Source organism: Micromonospora matsumotoense, assembly GCF_050951065.1.
In the GTDB taxonomy this organism is placed as follows: domain Bacteria; phylum Actinomycetota; class Actinomycetes; order Mycobacteriales; family Micromonosporaceae; genus Micromonospora; species Micromonospora matsumotoensis.
The window spans coordinates 2,796,316-2,813,746 of the sequence record NZ_CP192025.1; the positions used below are offsets into that span (position 1 = coordinate 2,796,316).

Genomic DNA, 17,431 nt, shown 5'->3' on the forward strand with positions numbered 1-17,431 from the left:
CGCCTTCCTGTCCGGGTCGTGACTACTCATGCGCCACGTGCAGAGTGACCGCACCCAGATGATCGAATTCGGCGGTGTAGGTGTCGCCTGGACGCAACGGGACCGCGGCGTGCAGGGCACCGGTCATGATCAGTTGCCCGGCCTCCAGCGTGACGCCGTTCTCGCCAAGCAGGTTCGCCAGCAACGCCACCACCGCCACCGGGTCGCCCAGGGCGTCGGAACCCTGGCCGGACGCGACCAGCTCCCCGTTGCGGCGGAAGGCCATACGCACGAGCCGGTAGTCCAGGTCCGGGCGGGCCCGGATCGGGCGTCCCAGCACGGCGGCGCCGTTCGAGGCGAGGTCGGCGATCGTGTCGCCCAGCCGGATACGCCAATCGGTGATCCGGGAGTCGACCACCTCCAGACCGGCGACGACCTCTCCGATCGCCGCGCGGGCCTGCTCCACGGTGACGCCGGGACCGGCCAACGGGCTCGCCAGCCGAAAGACGATCTCGGCTTCCACCTTCGGCGAGATGAAGTCGTCACGGGCGACACGGGTACCGTCCGGACGGACGGTCGAGGCGAACACCGGGCCGTAGTCCGGGGCGTCGACCCCGAACATCTCCTGCATCGCGGCGGAGGTGAGTCCCGCCTTGTAACCGATCACCCGCTCGCCGTCGGAGACCAGCAGGTCGGTCAGCCGACGCTGGACGGCGTATCCGCCGACCGCGTCGAGCGTAGGACGGGCATCGGTGAACGGTGCGATCGGTACGCGTCTCCGCCGCGCCTGGTACAGGGCCATGGCCATCTGCTCGGTGTCGTGTTCCGCCAGGGCGGGTGATCCCTCGATTCCGCTCATCGGGTGGCCACGAAGAGGCGGCTGCCGGGCATCGGCAGTGGGGTGCTCGTCACGTCGGAGAAGCCGGCCTGCCGGAAAAGCCCGCACCACTGCTCCTCGGCCGGTAGCCGCACGCCCATCGAACTCTCGTGGAGGTAGCTGAACAGGGCACTGAAGGCACGTTCGCCCGGAGTGTTCACGTACGGCACCGCGTCGGTGACCACCAGGCAACCGCCGTCGGAGAGCTGCTCCCGGCACGTCCGCAGGACACCCGCGAAGACCTCGGGAGTCTGGGCGACGTCGTGCATGACGAAGCCGGCGTGGACGATGTCCGCGCCGGCGAGCGGACCGGGGTCGTTGACGAGTGTCTCGACGGACCGGTTGACCACCGTGAGACGATCGTCCACCTGGGCGCGGCGACCGGCGCGTTCGGCCTCCGCGCACGCCCCCGAGCTGAGGTCCAGGGCCACGGCGGTGCTGTTGGGCAGCTCGGTCAGGAGCCGGATCAGCAGCGCGCCCGCGCCGGCACCGAGATCGACGATGCGTCGGGGCTTGCGGTGGATGATCTCCGACAAGACCCCGGGATAGAAGCCGCGCGAGCCGATCCAGCGGGACGAGACCGCCACCCGTCGGCCGTCGCGCTGGTGTTGCCCGCCGGCCGCTTCCGGCTCGCGCAGGAACTGCGCGGCGTGATCGATGTACGGCCGGTTCGCGTTGAGCGACCAGGAGAGGTAGCCCGCCTCGTACCTGCGGGCCGCGAACTCGGCGCAGGGCGCGAACAGCCCGGTCCCGGCGTCGTGCTCGAGCAGACCGGCGGCGACCGTGGCGCGCAGGAAGGGCAGGATGCGCGCTTCGGCGACGTCGGCCGCGGTAGTCGCCTCGGCCAGCGTGAACGGCATCCCACGATCGAGAAGCGGGGAGAGCCCCAGATTCTCGGCGATCTCCAGAAGAGTGGCGTTCGCAGCAAGATCCGCAGCGATCCCACTGACATCAGAACTGATCACTTGTGCACCCCACGTCCCGCCGGTTCGGCGATTGTCCGGTAACGGCCCTTGCTGTTCTCGCTCCGCTTCCGTCCACACAGGAAGCCGGGTCCTGCGGGTGGGGTCGAGCCGCGGAGCTTCGGCCCGCCCCCTCGTTTCCCGAGGTGACCGGCGGGCGGGACGCGGTCAGGCAGGGGGGATCGGACACGCTGTCAGAGTGGATGCGAGCCCTGCCGAGCCGTTCATCAGCCGCTCCTTCGGTCACGGCGGCGATCCGCCTTTCCGGCACGGATCTGCAACGGTTGTCAATGTTCCACGGGAGCCCTGTCGACTGCAGAGAAGAATCGGCAGACCTGTGAGAGGCGTCGGTCGTCGTTGCTTCCGGTCGCCTGCCCGTTCGTCGGTCGGGTCGCGGGCAGGGAGTCGCCCGGCGGACCGGTCGGCCGCCGGATGGTGGGCGCGACCCGGCCGACCACCCTGGGACGAACTGCGGCCACCGGGCCGGCTGCCGACCGGGCCGGCCGGTCGGCACAGGGCGGGACGACCGGCGCGACCCGACGATAGCGAGTCGATAGTCCACTATCGGCAGCCACCGCCGGCTGACAGCACGCCGACAGTGACCAGTTAGCTCGTCGCGGAACCGTACGCCCAGGATATTCCGGACGCCACGCCACGCCACGGCGCGGCGACGAAGGAGGCGTGATGGGCGAACCGATGTGGGTCAACGTCGTGGCGACCGACCCCGTGCTGGAGGCGGGCGTGACGAGCGCGCTGCTCGGGTGTCCGGACATCGCCGTGGTGACGACGCGGGAGAGGGCCGTGGTCACGGTCCTGGTCGTCGAGCATCTGGGCCGGGAGGCGCTGGACGCGGTGCGGTCCGTGCGCGCCGGGGCGGACCGGCCGGAGGTGGTGCTCGTCGTGCCCGAGGTGGAGCCGGCCGAGGCGCTGTGGGCCATCGCGGCCGGTGCCCGCGGCCTGCTCCGGCGCCGCGAGGCGACCGCGGACCGACTCACCCGTACCGTGCTGGCCGCCGGTGAGGGGGACTGCACGGTCTCGCCGGACATGCTCGACCGGTTGCTCGCCGCGCCGACCGTTCCCGCCGGGACCCTCGCGTCGAACATCAGCGAACGCGAGCGCGCGGTGCTGCGGCTGCTCGCCGACGGACGGGAGACCGGCGAGATCGCGCAGGAGCTGTGCTACTCGACCCGCACCGTGACGAGTGTCGTGCACGACATCACGCGGCGGTTCCGGCTGCGCAACCGGGCCCACGCGGTGGCCTTCGCCCTACGGGCCGGCATGTTGTGAACGGCGAACAGGAGGGGCGCACGGCGTTCCCGACCGCACACCTGGTAGCCCCGGACGCGGCCATCCGGGCCGAGGTGCTGGCCGTCCTGCGGCGGGCCGGCGTCACGTCCGTGCCCGAGCCGCACGGATCACCGGACACCGTCGTCGTCACCGCGGTCGCGGCGGTGAGTGAGGCGCTCGTGGCATGCCCGCCGCAGCCGTGGTCCGGGCCGCGGAGGACGCTGGTGATCGCGGACCGCTTCTCGCCGACGGACGTGGCACGGGTACTACGTTCGGGGATCCTGGTGATGCTCCGGTTCACCGACGCCACACCGAGCCGACTGGCCGCCGCGTTGCAGGCTGCCCGGGACGGCGAGGTGCGGTTGCCGCACGAGGTGCTGGTAGGGGTGCTCGGTGGCGCCGGTACGCCGGACCCGGCCGGGACGTCCCGGGTGGCCGGCCGGTCACCGCTGACGCCCCGGCAGACGAGGGTGCTCGCGTTGATGGCCGAGGGCCAGGACAACGCGACGATCGCCCGGTCGCTGCTGTGTTCCAACCACACGGTGAAGAACGTCATCTACGACATGATGGGGCGACTACAGGTACGCAACCGCGCCCACGCCGTGGCCTGCGGGGTAGCGGCCGGGCTGATCTGAGTCGGTCGTCCGCGGCAGGCCACCGGTGGGGCGCGACGACCGGGTGGGGGAGGGCCGACGACGCCCGTCGCCCGGGTCGGTCCGGTCGGCCGCCGTCACCCCTCGGCCGACCGCCGGCGGTCATCGGCCGTCGCCCGCTCGCTGATGACCCGCAACAGGTCGGCCGGCTCGGTCGCATAGCTCAACCTGGATCCGTGCAACTGCACCAGTTCGGTGTCCCCGTACGCCGACCAGCCGGCCAGCGCCTCCGGTGCGATGTCCTGGTCGAGCCACCGAATCGCGGTCAACGGGCAGCGCAGCGGCGTCGGGCGGGGTATCCGGTAGGCCCGCAACGTGGCCAGTTCGGTCCGGAGTGCACGCACGCCGGTCGCGATGACCCACGGCATCGGGTTGCCGCCCATGGCCATCGTGGTCGCCAGCACGCGATCGGTCAGTTCGTCGTCGGTCGGTTCGGTGTGTGCTGCGCCGGCATATCGCCTGAGATAGTGGGGTGCGGGACAACCTGACACGAACAAGCGCAGGGGCGCCGGCGCGCCCCGCCGGTTCAACTCGACCGCGACCTGGTAGCCGAGCAGCGCGGCGCTCTCGTGGCCGAACAACGCGAACCTCTCGATCCCCCGGCGCATCAGGTCGGTCACGAGTTCCGCGGCCCGCTCCGGCAGCCCCGCCGGTGCCGGTGGGGCCGGGCCCGCCGAGGTCGTCGCCACCGCTTCGCCGCCCGGGCCGCCCATCGTCGGCGTGCGGACGACACACCACGGGCCGACGGTGTCGGGCCACCTGTCGAACTGGAGGTCGCCGTTGCCTGCGCTGGGCATGCAGATCAGCGTCGTGGTGTCGGCGTGCGGCGTATCGGTCCGTGGGTCCCACCATGAGGCCATGAGGAAGGTCGCCTTCGTTGACGGAGAGTGGCACTTCTTGCTCGATCGTCGTTCCAGGCACCTCCATGTCACTATCACCGGCAGGGCGTGTCCCGGCCGGCGGGTAAAGCAACATGATGGGGAGCCGAAAACGGCCGGCAATAGCTTCGTTCTGTCGGCGGCCGCCGGCACGATAGTCGAAGCAGGAAAGGGGTACCGAGTTGCGAGCGTCACTGATTTCCGGTTCGCGCCCGATCACCATGCCGTCGACCTCGGTGGTCGCCGTCCCCGGCGATACTCCGTGGGGCTGAAGAGTCGCTTCCCCGGTAGGTCGCGGAGGGCCACCACGGAGGTGGCCCTCCGCGACCTACCGGGTGCTACGCGCCCGGTAACGGTTCGGCCATCGCCACGGCGATTCTGCGTGATCCGGTGAACGGCTCACGGCCGTGAGCGGACAGCATATTGTCGACGATCAGCACGTCGTCCCGCTGCCAGTCGAATCGTCGCTGGGCGGCGCGGTAACAGTCGCGCAGGTGCGCCACGATCTCGTCGGGTACCGGCGCGCCGTCTCCGTAGTACGTGTTGGTGGGCAGGTCCGCCTCGTCGAACATCTCCCGCAAGCCCTCGCAGTCCTCTTCGGGCAGCGTGGTCACGTGGAAGAACGTGAGGTGATTGAACCAGACGGACTCGCCGGTCACCGGGTGCTGATGCACCGCCTGTCGGCGGGCCGTCGTGCGCAGGCCGGTGCGCCCGATCCACGTGACCTCCACACCGCTGCGCGCACAGTAGCGTTCGACCTCGGCCCGGTCGGTGGTGCCGAACGCCTGTTGCCACGGCACGCCGAAACCCTCGGTGAAATTGCGGACCACGGTCCAGCCGCGCCGGGTGAATTCCTCCCGTACGCTCGGGTCGATCGACCGTAGAACCCGACGGGTGTCGGCGAGCGGAGTGGCACCCCGCGTGTCGGGCGGGGTGATGCAGTAGAAGAACAACGTCAACGGCCAGGTCGCCTGGTACGAGTTCTCGTTGTGTAGGAAGATCTCCTCGGTCGGCGGGTAATCCGTCGACGTGTAGACCTGGCCCGCGATGGTGCTGCGCGGTGACGACCGCTCAGCGTAGGACAGCGGTGCACCGGACATCGCCCGGACAACTCCTTCGAAGCCGCTGACGTCGCCGATGTCGAAGCCGCGCAGCAGGACCGCGCCGTGGGTGCGCAGCTGCCGACGGACCGAATCCCGGACCCCGGCGAGATAGCTCGCAGCCGGCTCGCCGCCGGTGGGCGCGGTCAGCACGGCGGGCAGCGCCGACCCGTCGGCTGTCGTCGTGGGAACGGGGCGTGGGGATGTGATCTTGCTGGTGGTCAACTGTCGACTCCCTCTCGGCCGGATCCCTGACAACACACGTCGATCCACGCGGCCGGGTCGTCGGGGTCACCCGGGATGCGCTCGCAGATGACGTAGTGCTGTGGTGCCATTGCCGTCGGATACGCCTTCAGCGCCGCCATGCAGGCGGCATGGGCCTGTCCGGGTGTGCCTACGGCCCCGGTCCGTGCCAGATGAGCGGCCAGCGGTACGCCGTGCACGGCGGTGAAGACCCTGGCACCGGTGGACGCCAGCGCGTCGTCGAGCAGCCGTTGTACCTCGGCCACCTCGACCCAGCAGCCGTCCACGAACAGCCAGCCGGGGCCCCGCTCCACCGGGTTGAGCGGGATCGAGCCGCGGATCCCCCGGGCGTCGAGGTCACCGGATGCCGCCGCGATCAGCAGGTTCTCGACCGCCAGGAGCAGCGATTCGGCCTCGTCGTCGCAGATGCGGTCGGTGTCGCTGCTCCAACAGCCCAGACGCAGCTCTCCGTCGGTCCCGTAGAGATCGAACCGGATCAGCGTGGTCCCGACCGGCATCGATTGCCGCCGGACCTGCGTCGCGCACCGCGCGGCCTCCAGTTCACCCGGCGTGGGTACCGGTGCCGTGGCCCTGCCGGTCGCCGGACCCGACTCGATGACGAGGTTGTTGAACAACGGTTCGCAGTCGAACACGATGCCGCGCTCGTGTTCGACGCGGCCCGCGACGGCACGCTGCCTGTCCACGTCGTAGCGTCCGTGCCTGCTCGCGGCGACCACTGCGGTCCACGCCTGCCGGACCAGCCGGTCGAAGGTGGTGTCACCGATGGTGAGCGTGATCAACGCGAGCTGCGCGAGGCTGCCGACGTGGTGCCTGAGGTACGGCTCGAAGCGGTTGGCGGACAGGGTGGGGAGCACGAGATCCCGGGTGCCGGTCCGGTGCGAGAGCACCGCGCCGATCGCCGCCAGCACGACGCTGGCGCGGCTCGTCCTGGTGCGTGCCGTCACCGCCCGCAACGCCATGCCGGCCGCGGTGGAGGTCAGCTCGACGGCTACCGATCCGGAGTCGGTCGTGCCCCGCGGGGGCGGCTCGCTGCTGGCTGTGCGTCGCGGGACCGGGTACAGGCACTGCGGCATGCGGGACAACCGGTCGCCCCAGTAGCCCAGCACCGATTCCTCATGCCGCAGTGCCCTGGGTGTGCGTTCCAGGGCGACCAGGTCCAACGGCTGGATCGGAGGTCCGCCCGCCGGCGGTGCGGTGCGACCCCGGATCAGGTCCGCGAACTCCCGCTTGACGATCTCCATCGCCTGGTAGTCGACAGCGAGGTGGGAGCAGCCGAGCACCGCGGCCTGCACCACCGGGGCGGAGCTGGTGGACGCGTCACCCGGCAGCACCGCGAGGGCGGCCCGGACCGGCAACTCGCCGATGCGGTAGGCGCCCGCGGCACGCAGCCGCCGGGTGAGGTCCCTGGACAGGCCGGCCCGGTCGACGAGTTGCGGTTCCGCGGCCTCGATCGCGTAGACCTCCACGACAAGGTCACCGGTGGCGTGCACGATCTGCCGTGGCGTGACGCCGTCGACGTACGTCGTACGCAGTCCCTCGTGTCGTCCGATCAGGACCGCAAGTGCCTCGGCGACATCGTCGACCACGGCTGCGGCAGGAACGTCGAGTTCCCCCGCGACGGCCGCGAAGAACTGCTCCGACTCGCCGCGCAGCCACTGCAGGATGTTGTACTGGCCGATGTTGAGCGGCCCCTCGGCCGATCGCGTCCCACTGAACCGCACGGTCACCGATGGTCGTGGGAGCAGACCCACCGACCGCCCCCGGCGGAGGAGACCGCGGGTACGGGTTGCCTGGCGGGTCGGCGTCGTCCGACTGCTCGACGCGGCACTGTCGACGTGCCCTGGTGAGACCATGTGCGCCACGTTATTGAGCGGCCCGTGCCGGGCAGTAGGGAAGGACCGGCAGCGACTCACGGGTCGGATCGTGTGCGTTGTTCTGCCTGTTGTTCCCTGCGGCCGCCGGGCCCTACCGGACATCATCGTCAGGCGTCCATCAGGTGTGCGCCCCGAGGTCTGCCATGCGGGCCCGCGTTCCGGCCGGCAGGCCTGTCCGGCCGGTCGTCGACCGCCGGATGGATGACGACGCACTCGATCGTGGGAGGCCCGAATGAGCGTATCGATCCGCCAGCGGATCACCGATATCGCGGCGACGTCCAGCGACCAACCCGCGGTCGTCGGTTTCGATGAGAACTGCGTCGAGCAGGTACTGACGTGGCGGGAACTGGCCGAGCGGAGCGGCCGGCGGGCGGCCGCACTCGTGGCCGCCGCCGCCCGGCGCACCGGCCCGGAAGCGGTCGCGGTGGAGGCGAACAACACGATCCAGACGGTGGTCGACATCGTGGCCGTCCTCTCTGCGGAGCTGCCGCTGCTGCCGCTGAACCCGGCCTCGCCCGGACCCGAGCGGGACAAGCTGCTCACCTTCATCCGCCGGACGTACGGCCGGGCTCGGCTCATCGATGCCGATGCCGATGCCGATGCCGACGCGGATCGGCCGGGGTGGTCGTCGGCGTCGCCGGCCAGCCGGATCGGCTATCTGCTGCCGACCGGCGGCAGTTCCGGCCACCCGAAGATCGCGATCCGCCCCGGGCCGCTCACCTACGATCCGCACCAGGTGCCGTTGCCGTTGCGCCGCCGCGCGGGCTGGCGGTCCGGTCAGCGGCAACTGATCCTCGGCCCCCTGCACCATGCGGCCCCGTTCACCACGCTGCTGGACGGGCTCCTCGACGGCAACACCACCATTCTGCCGCCGTACTTCCTGCCGGCCTGGACGGTGGAGCTGGTCGAGCGCCACGCAGTGGAGTGGATCCAGCTCACCCCGGCGCACATGCGCACCATCCTGCTGCTTCTCCAGCCCGACCCGGCGTCCTTCGCCAGCGTCCGCACGGTGATGCACACGGCCGCATCGTGCGACTCGTTCACCAAGCAGCGGTGGATCGAGCTGGTCGGGCCCCAGCATCTGTACGAGGTGTACAGCTCGACCGAGAACATCGGCGGCACCCTGGTGCGCGGGGACGAGTGGCTACAGCGACCCGGGACGGTGGGTCGCGGGTTCTTCACGAAGATCAGCATCAGGGACGACGCCGGGAACCGGCTCGGCCCGGGACAGACCGGCAAGGTGTTCATGCGCGCCGGTCGGGTCTCCAGAGGAGACGCATACCTGGGCAGCCAACTGCTGGAGACGACAACCGACGGTTTCGCCAGCGTCGGCGACTTCGGTTGGCTCGACGAGGACGGCTATCTGTTCCTCGCCCCCCGGCGGCACGACGTGATCAACGTGGGCGGCGAGAAGGTCTATCCCAACGAGGTCGAGGCCCAGTTGTTGGAGCACCCCGCAGTGCTGGACGCCGTGGTGGTGGCAGCCGAGGAGCAGGTGCTCGGGTCCACTGTCGGCGCCTATGTCGTCCGCAGGCCGGGAGCCTCGGTCAGTAGCGGTGAGCTCATGGCGCACTGCCGGGCCGGTCTGGTCAACTACAAGGTGCCGACCCGGGTGACGTTCGTCGACCAGGTACCACGCTCGTCCGCCGGGAAACTCGAACGTTGGCGGCTGGCCGGCCAACGGGGTTGAGCTCGCGGACCGGTTCTCACCTCCCTGCCGTCGGCTCGTTGCCACCCCGCGCAGGTAGCCTGCCGGCAGCCTGACGCAACGCGCCCAGCTCTTCGATGGAACGCGAGTGCCACGGGGTGTTCTCCTGCATGGCGAATGCGTTCGCGGCCTGCACGAAGAACTGTTCCGCGGTGTCGAACTCACCCCGGCCCAGGTATACCCGACCGAGCCCGAACAGGGCGTGCGCGTGCACGTTCCGCTCGTGCGTCACCCGGCAGAGCTCGACCGCCTCACTGAAATGGATCTCGGCCGCGGTGAACTCGCTCTGCTCCAACAAGGCCGTGCCGAGGCCGTTGAGGGCGTAGGACTGGCCGACACGGTCGTCCTGCGCCCGGGCCAGATCCAGCGCCGACTGGAAGACGGCCTTGGCAGTCGAGGACTGGCCGGAGTCGGCGAAGACCTCACCGAGCCGGTACAGCGCCTGTGCCTGAAGACGCCGGTTACCGAGCTGCTCGCCCAGGGCGAGCGACTCCTTCGCCAGCGTCTCAGCCCGTTCCGGGGAACCGAGATCCAGCTGGCAGCGCGCGAGTCCACTCAGGACGTGTGCCTGTGCGCCAAGGTCGCCCACCTTTCGGAACTTCTCCAGGGCCTGCTCGTAACGCAGCACCGCCCGGGCGGGCCGCCCCTGGATCCGGTCCAGGTGAGCAAGGTTGCGCAGCGTCAGGGCCGAGCCGGCCTCGTCACCTGCCGCATCGAACAACTCCATGGCGTGCAGCAGGTTCTCGCCGTCGTCCTCGGCGTGTTGGGCGACGCCCAGCGAACCGAGCGACGCCAGCATGGCGGCTTCGCCCCGGCGGTTACCGGCCCTGCTGGTGGCCTCCAGCGCGATGGTGTGCGTCGTACGCCACTCGGCGAACAGGCCGCGTCTCTCGTACATGGTGACCGACACGATGGCCAGCTCCCAGCACAGCTCGTCCAACTCCAGTTCCGCCGCCTGCCGGATCGCCACCCCCAGCGTGATGCGCTCCTCGTCGAACCAGGCCGTCGGATCGCCGAGGAACCTGTCGAACTCGGCACGTGCGCCGGCCCACCGGGGCGCCGTCCCGTGCAGCACCGCGAAACGCCCCCCGTAGATCCGTTGATGAGCCTCCTCGGCCAGGGCGAGCAGGGCACCCATCGACCGCGTGACCGCCTCCGTGCATACCTTCTGGTCGCCATGCGTCAACCGGAGCTCGGTCGCGAACACCCGTACCAGCTCGTGGAACCGGTAGCGGGGTTGACTGGTGAGCGCGGAGAGGTGGGCCTCCAGCAGCCGGACGTCCGCCAGCTCGTCGAGCAGTGCCGCCGCCTGTCTCGTTTCGCAGTCCAGCAGGGCCGCCGCGGTCCACGCGCTGAACTCGTGTATCTCCAGGGAGCTGAGGAGCCAGAACAGGGTCTGCGCCGGTGCGGTGAGTGACTCGTACACGTCAGCGAGCAGCGACCGGACCGCGACATCGCCGTGCGAGAGCTCGTCCAGCCGAGACCGCTCGTCGCGTAGCCGGTCCACCAGCGTGCCCACCGCCCAGTGCGGGTGCGCAGCCAGTCGCACCGCGGCGATCCGCACCGCCAGGGGCAGGCCGCCGCACATCCGGGTCAGCTCCACTGCGGCGTCGGGTGCCGCAGCGACCCGCTGCTCCCCGCAGATCCGACCGAGCAGGGTCAGGCTTTCGTCGGCCGACATCATGTCGACATCGACGGCGTGGGCACCCGGGATGCCGGCGAGCCTGCGGCGGCTGGTGATCAACACCGCCGGACCGGGCACGCCCGGGAGCAGGTCGGCGATCTGCTCCTCGTTACCGACATCGTCGAGCACGATCAGCAGCCGTCGGGCCGCCAGTTGGCTGCGGAGCAGGTTGATCCGCTGCCCGAGCGCGACCGGAATCGCCGACGGGGCAACGCCGAGTCCGTGCAGGAGGTCGCTGAGCACCGCGTCGGTCGAACGTGGCTGCGCGGTGCTCCCGTACAGGCAGGCGTAGAGGCTGCCGTTGACGAACTTGCCGCGCAACAGGTGGGCGACGTGCAGGGCCAGCGAGGTCTTGCCGCAGCCCGGTGCGCCAGTGGTGACCGCGATCGGTACCTGCGTGGTGTCTTCGCTGGTCAGGGTGGCGGTCAGCGCGTCGATCAGCGCGGCATGGCCGACGAAGTCCGGCAGATCGGCGGGCAACTCCTGCGGCCGGTGCACGCTGGTGGCCGTCCCCGCGCCGCCGTCGTCCACGTCGCCGCTGATGCTGCTGTCCTGGCTGAGGATCGCGCGTTCCAGCGTGCGCAGGTACTGGCTCGGTTCGATGCCCAGTTCGCCGACGAGGTTGGTGCGGGCCGTGCGGTACGTCGCCAGCGCTTCAGCCTGTCGTCCCGAACGATAGAGGGCGAGCATCCGGAACCCCCACAGGCGTTCCCGCAGGGGATACTCCGTGGTCAACGCGACCAGTTCCTCGACCAGCTCGCGGTGACCGCCCAGGCGCAGACGGATCTCGGCGCGGTCCTCCAGCGCCATGATCCGTCGCTCCTCCAGACGGTGGGCGGCGACCTCCGCGGCCCGGCCGGGCACTCCGCCCAACGCCGGGCCGGACCAGATGCCGATCGCACGGTCCAGGTGTGCCAGCGCCTCGTCCAGCTCTCCCTTGGCCGCGGCGGACCGGCCCCGGGCGAGGGCGTCGTCGAACATGAGGTGGTCGAGCTGCTCGCGGGCCACCCGGAGGGAGTACCCGAGCGAGTTGGTGTCGATGATCTCCGGACTGCCGAGAGCCCGGCGCAGCGCGGAGATGCAGATCTGGATCTGACCACGCGCGCTGGGCGGCGGGGAAGCGTCCCATACGGCACCGATCAGCTTCTCGACGGTCACGACATGGTTGGCGGCCATCAGCAAATTGGCCAGCACTATACGCTGTCGCGGTGAGGTTATCGGCACGGGGGAACCATCGACCACGGCTTCCAATGTTCCAAGAACCCGGAACTCGATTCGTACCATGTTGGTAGCATACGGGATCTTGCGAACGACGGACGTCAATCCCATTTTGCTTGGCCGTCGTTCGGGTGGCAAGAGTGGGGGCGCCGGCTTGCCTGTCGGGCCATAGCCTCAGTTCGTCAGGTAATAGCGTGTCGACACATAAATACCATTATTGCCACGGCATGCGGGCGAAATCTCGCGATAATACATCGAATGCTTTCCTGTCGATCGATGTCGTGAGATTCCGGCATGATCGTTTTGTCCGCCGAGGTGCGGGTCGGGTGTCCTGCGTCGCGGGTGAGCGGGCTCCTCCCGGGCGGACCGGCCTGCTGTTCATCGCCGACGCGCGGCACACCCGCACCGCCCACGCCGAGCAGGTCGCGACCCGTGAAGACCTGCCACCAGGCCCGCACCGGCACCGGCACCGGACCCGCCGTCCTGGCCACCCTGCGCCACACCTCGACCGGCTACCACCACACCAACGGTGGCGGTCAACATCGCCCGCCCCATCCGACGCGCCAACCGCCGCCCACACCACCTCATTGCCGCCGTGAACAGCGCCTGTCCGACAACGCGGTGACCCTGGTCCAGGCGCAGCCGGCGACGGTGGTGACCGACCGACCGGCGGGCACGCCGCCGCCGGCGCCCGGGAGAAACCGGGCGTCAGGCGCACCCGCCGCGCATTCCCGTACGCGCTCACAGGCGTGCCGTTCGGGCCGCGGAGCAGTTCTCCTTCGGCCCCGGCGTTCCACCGGGTCGGCCGCTCACCTGCGCGTGATGCGGCTGTTCTGGTCGGAGACGGGATAGTCGGGCAGCGCCGAGGCCAGGGTCGCGACGGTCGGCCAGTCGAACAGGGCTCGTTCCGGCAGTTGCCGGCTCAGAGCGACGCACAACCTGGCCACGGCCTGCGTCGCCAGCACCGAGTGACCTCCGAGGTCGAAGAAGTTGTCGTGCCGTCCGACCTCGTCGAGGTTCAGTACCTCGGTCCACACCTCGGCGATGGTCCGCTCCGTAGCGGTGCTCGGCACGTCCTCCTCGACGAGCGATGACTGTGCGTGGCTGATTTCGTTCATCGTGCACAACCCCCTGGGTCGACGACAATGTGACGTCGAATAGCGATCGGCCGCCGACTCGCCACCCGTCGGCGTGAATTGTGGTCATATTCGAGAGCAGTCGGCAAGAGGGAGCGGGAAGAAGTAACGGCGGTCGGCCCCTTCCGGAATTTCTGCCGATCCGTCTCTGCAACCACTCGGGCTTCCGTGACACATTGGCGACTGTTGTCGATCCGTGCGACGGCTCGGACTGCCGCCGTTAATGAAGGAGCGGTTGATGGTTGGCTTGGCAGAGCTCACATCCACCCTGCGGGGGCATTCGGCCGTGCGTCACGCTCAGGTGACGGCGATACGCCACGCCGATCGGGACGTCACGATCGGCGTGGTCGAGTTCTCCCAGTACGTGAGTGGGCCGGAGCTTCGGAGCTACGTGTGGGACCGGCTCGGTGCGGACTGCGGATTGGACGGCGTGTTACTCGTCGACGCCATGCCGCTCACCGGTGACGCGCTCGACATCGAGTACGTCCGGTCCGCCGTCATCGCCGGCACGTGCACCCTGTTCGAAGGGCCGGTCGATCATGTCGAGGAGCGACTCCTGTCGATCTGGGGCAGCGCCATGAACCTGAGGTGGGTCGGCGTGCACGACGACTTCCTGGACCTCGGCGGCGACTCGATGGTGGCGGTCGAGATCCTCTCGAAAATCGAGGACGAGTTCGGCGAAGCGCTCGACGTCTACGACTTCATGGGCACCTACAGCATCCGTGGCGTCGCCGGCCTGCTGCGTGGCCCACGGGCACTGCAACAGACAGTGAACGGGTGAGGCGTTCGGCTACGGCTCAGAAGGTTAGGGGTTCGAGTCCCTTTGGGCGCACCAACTTGACCAGGGGAGACAGCCGGATGACTATCCCTGGGGTTTGGTGAGTCACGTCTGTGGCACACGTTTCGGGACTCCGGCGGTGCGAGGTCGTGACCGACGCCGCGCCCGTCTGCGTCACGGTGTTGGACGACCTGGTCCCGTCGGTGTGGCACCACGTCGAGCGGCACGCGAACAATCCGATCGAGGCTGACCACAGCCAGCTCAAGCACCGGCTCAGACCGATGCGCAGACTACGTTCCGACCGCACCGCCCGGACGATCATCGCCGGCCATGCCTTCGTGTAGAACCTCCGACGCGGGCACTACGAACTCGCCACTGACGTCTGGCCCTCGCTGCGGGTGGCCACCGCGTTCACCGAACTCGCACGAGCGATCTGACCAATACCGATGACTGACCAATACCGCTGACGCGGCTCGGCGTGCCCGCCGATCCGCCAACGCAACAGCGCCCGTTCGAGGACCCTGTCCAGGTTGTCTGCGGCGACGCCGTCGCCGGTGTCAGCGAACGCGATGGTGAGCCGGACGCGGACCAGCCAGGGGGTCCAGACCACCGCCCAGTCCTCACGGTTGCGCTGCGGGAAGGCGCGGAACGCCCGCTCCTGCGCGAGCCAACCGTCGGACGTGCCATCGGCCGACCACCATGAGGTGCCCCCTCATGATCACCGGCACGGTACGGCACCGACCAGCGGCACGGTCACGCGACCGTCCGTCCAACGCCGACTCCGGGACCGGCTTGGTCAACTGCGGCAACAGCCCGCCCTCACCGGTCAGCTTCAACCCGTCACCACGAGCCCGATCGACCAGCATCGCGACCGGTCCCGCCGCTCTCGCCGCCGACGCCCTGAGCGGACCGTCCGGACGGCCGCTAGACTGCCCGTCGCGATAGGATGACCGTCTGTCAGCCGTGGCCGTGCTGCGCCCTGCTCGGCGAAGGGAAGTGGTGGCCCCAGGTGAGCACGCTGCCGGGACTCGCGGCGGACACCGCCTCCACCGCCTTGGCGATAATGGCCCCGGACGGCCGCTTTCTCTGGTGCAACCCGGCCGGTCACCGGTTGGGTGTCGGGCTGGCAGAGTTGCCGCTGGGGCAGATCGGGCCCGACGGGCCCGCGGTGGACCACCCGGTGCGAGGTGCCGACGGGGCCACCAGGTGGTTACGGGTGCGATGTCACGGCATGGAGCACGAGGGGCAACCGCTGCGCCTGTACGAGCTGCGTGACGTCAGCGCCGAGCGGCAGGAACGCGACCGTGGGCGCAACTACCGGTGGCGGCTGGCCCACCTCGAGCAACTCGCCAAGGTGGGCACCTGGGAGTGGAACGTACTGACCGGTGAGGTCGTCTGGAGCGACGTGCTGCTGCAGATGTTCGGTCTGGCTGCTGATGCGCACCTCGACTACGACTCCTACCGGCAGATGTTGTACCCGGACGACGTCGCGGTGATCGAAGGGACGTTGGAGAAGGCCCTGCGCGACGGCGGCTCGTTCTCCTACACGCATCGGATGTACCTCGCCGACGGCGTGACACTGCGCGTCTTCGAGTGCTACGGCGAGGTCTTCCCCGATGCCGCTGGGGCGCCGGCGCGCGTCCTGGGCACCGCCCACGACATCACCGCGATGCGGCGGGTGCAGGACGAGCTGACCAAGCTGGCCGAACGCGACCCGCTGACCGATCTGCCGAACCGCCGTGCCCTGCTGTCCCGCCTCGACGACCTGATCGCCGAGCTGCGGGAACGGTCCGCGGCGTTGCTGCTGATCGACATCGACAACTTCAAGGACATCAACGACGTGCACGGGCACGCGGTCGGCGACGACGTGCTGCGCGTCCTGGCGCGGCGGCTGCTGCATGAGCTGCCCGACGGCACGGTGCTGGGCCGGCTGGGCGGCGACGAGTTCGCGGTCGTCCTGCCGGGGGCGTACGCCGAGGACGCCCTCGCCGTCGCCGAGCGGCTCTGCGACGCCAGTGTCCGCACGCCCGTGCCGTTGGCCGGCACCGGACTGCGGGTGACCCTGAGCATCGGTGCCGCCTCGCTGGAACCGGGCGACACCCGCGACGCCGTGCTCGCCCACGCCGACCTCGCCCTGTACGAGGCGAAGAACGCCGGCCGCAACCGGGCCAGGCTCTACCTGCCGGAGCAGTACCGGCACGCCGTGCAGCGCGTCAACGTGGTGACCCGGGTCCGCAAGGCCCTCGACGAGAACCGGATGCGGTTGGACGCCCAGCCGATCATCGACCTGTCGACCGGGGAAGTGGTCAGCCGCGAGCTGCTCATCCGGCTGCGGGACGGCGGCGAGCCCAGCCTGTCACCGGCGGAGTTCCTGCCGACGGTGGAACGTGACGACCTCATCGGTGAGCTCGACCGGTGGGTGGTGTCCACCGCCACGGAGGCGCTGGCCCACCCCAAGGCCATGACGGCGGGAATGTGCTTCGACGTCAACATCTCGGCTCGTTCCCTGGAATCGCCGGGCTTCGGTGACTGGGTGGTGCGCACCCTGCGCGCGGCCGGTATCGACGCGAGCCGGCTCGGCCTGGAGATCACCGAGACCGCGGCGATCACCAATGTCGCCGCGGTGCGGCACCTCGCCAGCACCCTGCGCGACGCCGGTTGCCGGCTGAGCCTGGACGACTTCGGCGCCGGGTTCGGCTCGTTCGCCTATCTCAAGCACCTGCCCTTCAGCACGGTCAAGATCGCGGGCGACTTCGTCCGCCAGGCGGATCACGGCGGCGCCGATCCCGTGCTCATCGACGCGGTCGTCCGCGCCGCGCACGGCCTGGGCATGCGAACCGTCGCCGAGTCGGTGGAGCGCGCCGCGCTGGTGCCGGCGCTGCGGATGCTGGGCGTGGACGCCGGCCAGGGCTACCACCTGGGCCGACCGGCCCCATTGGACGAACTACTCGGTCGAACGTTCGACTCGCGGCAGGGCGGCGGGGCGGCCGGGACAGTCGTGGGGCATCCTGAACCCTGATCAACCGTCCCGGT

The 17,431-nt window shown here is 69.8% G+C and carries 14 protein-coding genes; 6 read left to right on the forward strand and 8 right to left on the reverse strand.

The features are described from left to right. Positions 1–22: 22 nt before the first annotated feature. Positions 23–838, reverse strand: a complete 816-nt coding sequence (locus ACQP1S_RS12315; RefSeq protein WP_432906358.1) for a 2-keto-4-pentenoate hydratase — start codon at positions 836–838, stop codon at positions 23–25. Next, a complete protein-coding gene (locus ACQP1S_RS12320) occupies positions 835–1,821 on the reverse strand; it encodes a class I SAM-dependent methyltransferase (RefSeq protein ID WP_432906361.1) in 987 nt (328 codons plus the stop codon). Before ACQP1S_RS12320 ends, ACQP1S_RS12315 begins: the two co-directional genes overlap by 4 nt. Positions 1,822–2,502: 681 nt before the next feature. On the opposite strand from ACQP1S_RS12320, the gene ACQP1S_RS12325 reads away from it, so the two are divergent. Further along, positions 2,503–3,105, forward strand: coding sequence for a response regulator transcription factor (locus ACQP1S_RS12325; RefSeq protein WP_432906364.1), 603 nt, complete (start codon positions 2,503–2,505; stop codon positions 3,103–3,105). Then, the gene (locus tag ACQP1S_RS12330) at positions 3,102–3,740 is read left to right on the forward strand and encodes a helix-turn-helix transcriptional regulator (RefSeq protein ID WP_432906367.1); all 639 of its coding nucleotides are present in this window, start codon (positions 3,102–3,104) and stop codon (positions 3,738–3,740) included. The genes ACQP1S_RS12325 and ACQP1S_RS12330 overlap by 4 nt, the downstream gene beginning before the upstream one ends. Positions 3,741–3,835: 95 nt before the next feature. On the opposite strand, the gene ACQP1S_RS12335 is transcribed toward ACQP1S_RS12330, so the two are convergent. From ACQP1S_RS12335 to ACQP1S_RS12345, 3 genes are all read right to left on the reverse strand, one after another. Continuing rightward, on the reverse strand, positions 3,836–4,555 hold the full coding sequence (locus ACQP1S_RS12335; RefSeq protein WP_432906369.1) for a thioesterase II family protein: 720 nt from the start codon (positions 4,553–4,555) through the stop codon (positions 3,836–3,838). A 419-nt stretch (positions 4,556–4,974) separates the two neighbouring features. Beyond that, complete coding sequence (locus tag ACQP1S_RS12340) at positions 4,975–5,946, reverse strand: TauD/TfdA family dioxygenase (RefSeq protein ID WP_432907984.1); 972 nt, start codon at positions 5,944–5,946, stop codon at positions 4,975–4,977. Between the two features lie 11 nt (positions 5,947–5,957). Then, positions 5,958–7,727 (reverse strand): condensation domain-containing protein, encoded by a 1,770-nt coding sequence (locus ACQP1S_RS12345; RefSeq protein ID WP_432906372.1) that lies wholly within the window; start codon positions 7,725–7,727, stop codon positions 5,958–5,960. A gap of 379 nt (positions 7,728–8,106) precedes the next feature. Here ACQP1S_RS12345 and ACQP1S_RS12350 point away from each other — a divergent pair, with 379 nt between their 5' ends. Next, a complete protein-coding gene (locus ACQP1S_RS12350) occupies positions 8,107–9,564 on the forward strand; it encodes an AMP-binding protein (protein ID WP_432906375.1) in 1,458 nt (485 codons plus the stop codon). A gap of 16 nt (positions 9,565–9,580) precedes the next feature. On the opposite strand, the gene ACQP1S_RS12355 is transcribed toward ACQP1S_RS12350, so the two are convergent. Continuing rightward, the gene (locus ACQP1S_RS12355; protein WP_432906378.1) at positions 9,581–12,442 is read right to left on the reverse strand and encodes a BTAD domain-containing putative transcriptional regulator; all 2,862 of its coding nucleotides are present in this window, start codon (positions 12,440–12,442) and stop codon (positions 9,581–9,583) included. A gap of 851 nt (positions 12,443–13,293) precedes the next feature. Continuing rightward, positions 13,294–13,602 carry a phosphopantetheine-binding protein gene (locus ACQP1S_RS12360; RefSeq protein WP_091247348.1) on the reverse strand — a complete coding sequence of 103 codons (309 nt, stop codon included), beginning with the start codon at positions 13,600–13,602 and terminating at the stop codon, positions 13,294–13,296. Positions 13,603–13,921: 319 nt separating this feature from the next. Between ACQP1S_RS12360 and ACQP1S_RS12365 the strand changes: the two genes are divergently transcribed. Both ACQP1S_RS12365 and ACQP1S_RS12370 read left to right on the forward strand, forming a co-directional pair. Then, complete coding sequence (locus ACQP1S_RS12365; RefSeq protein ID WP_432906381.1) at positions 13,922–14,401, forward strand: phosphopantetheine-binding protein; 480 nt, start codon at positions 13,922–13,924, stop codon at positions 14,399–14,401. 110 nt (positions 14,402–14,511) lie between these two features. Next, positions 14,512–14,742, forward strand: a complete 231-nt coding sequence (locus ACQP1S_RS12370; protein WP_432906384.1) for a DDE-type integrase/transposase/recombinase — start codon at positions 14,512–14,514, stop codon at positions 14,740–14,742. Positions 14,743–14,759: 17 nt separating this feature from the next. Here the strand turns inward: ACQP1S_RS12370 and ACQP1S_RS12375 are convergent, their stop codons facing one another. Continuing rightward, a complete protein-coding gene (locus ACQP1S_RS12375) occupies positions 14,760–15,008 on the reverse strand; it encodes a hypothetical protein (RefSeq protein ID WP_432906387.1) in 249 nt (82 codons plus the stop codon). 621 nt (positions 15,009–15,629) lie between these two features. On the opposite strand from ACQP1S_RS12375, the gene ACQP1S_RS12380 reads away from it, so the two are divergent. Then, positions 15,630–17,417 carry a putative bifunctional diguanylate cyclase/phosphodiesterase gene (locus ACQP1S_RS12380; protein ID WP_432906390.1) on the forward strand — a complete coding sequence of 596 codons (1,788 nt, stop codon included), beginning with the start codon at positions 15,630–15,632 and terminating at the stop codon, positions 17,415–17,417. The last annotated feature ends 14 nt before the right edge of the window (positions 17,418–17,431 follow it).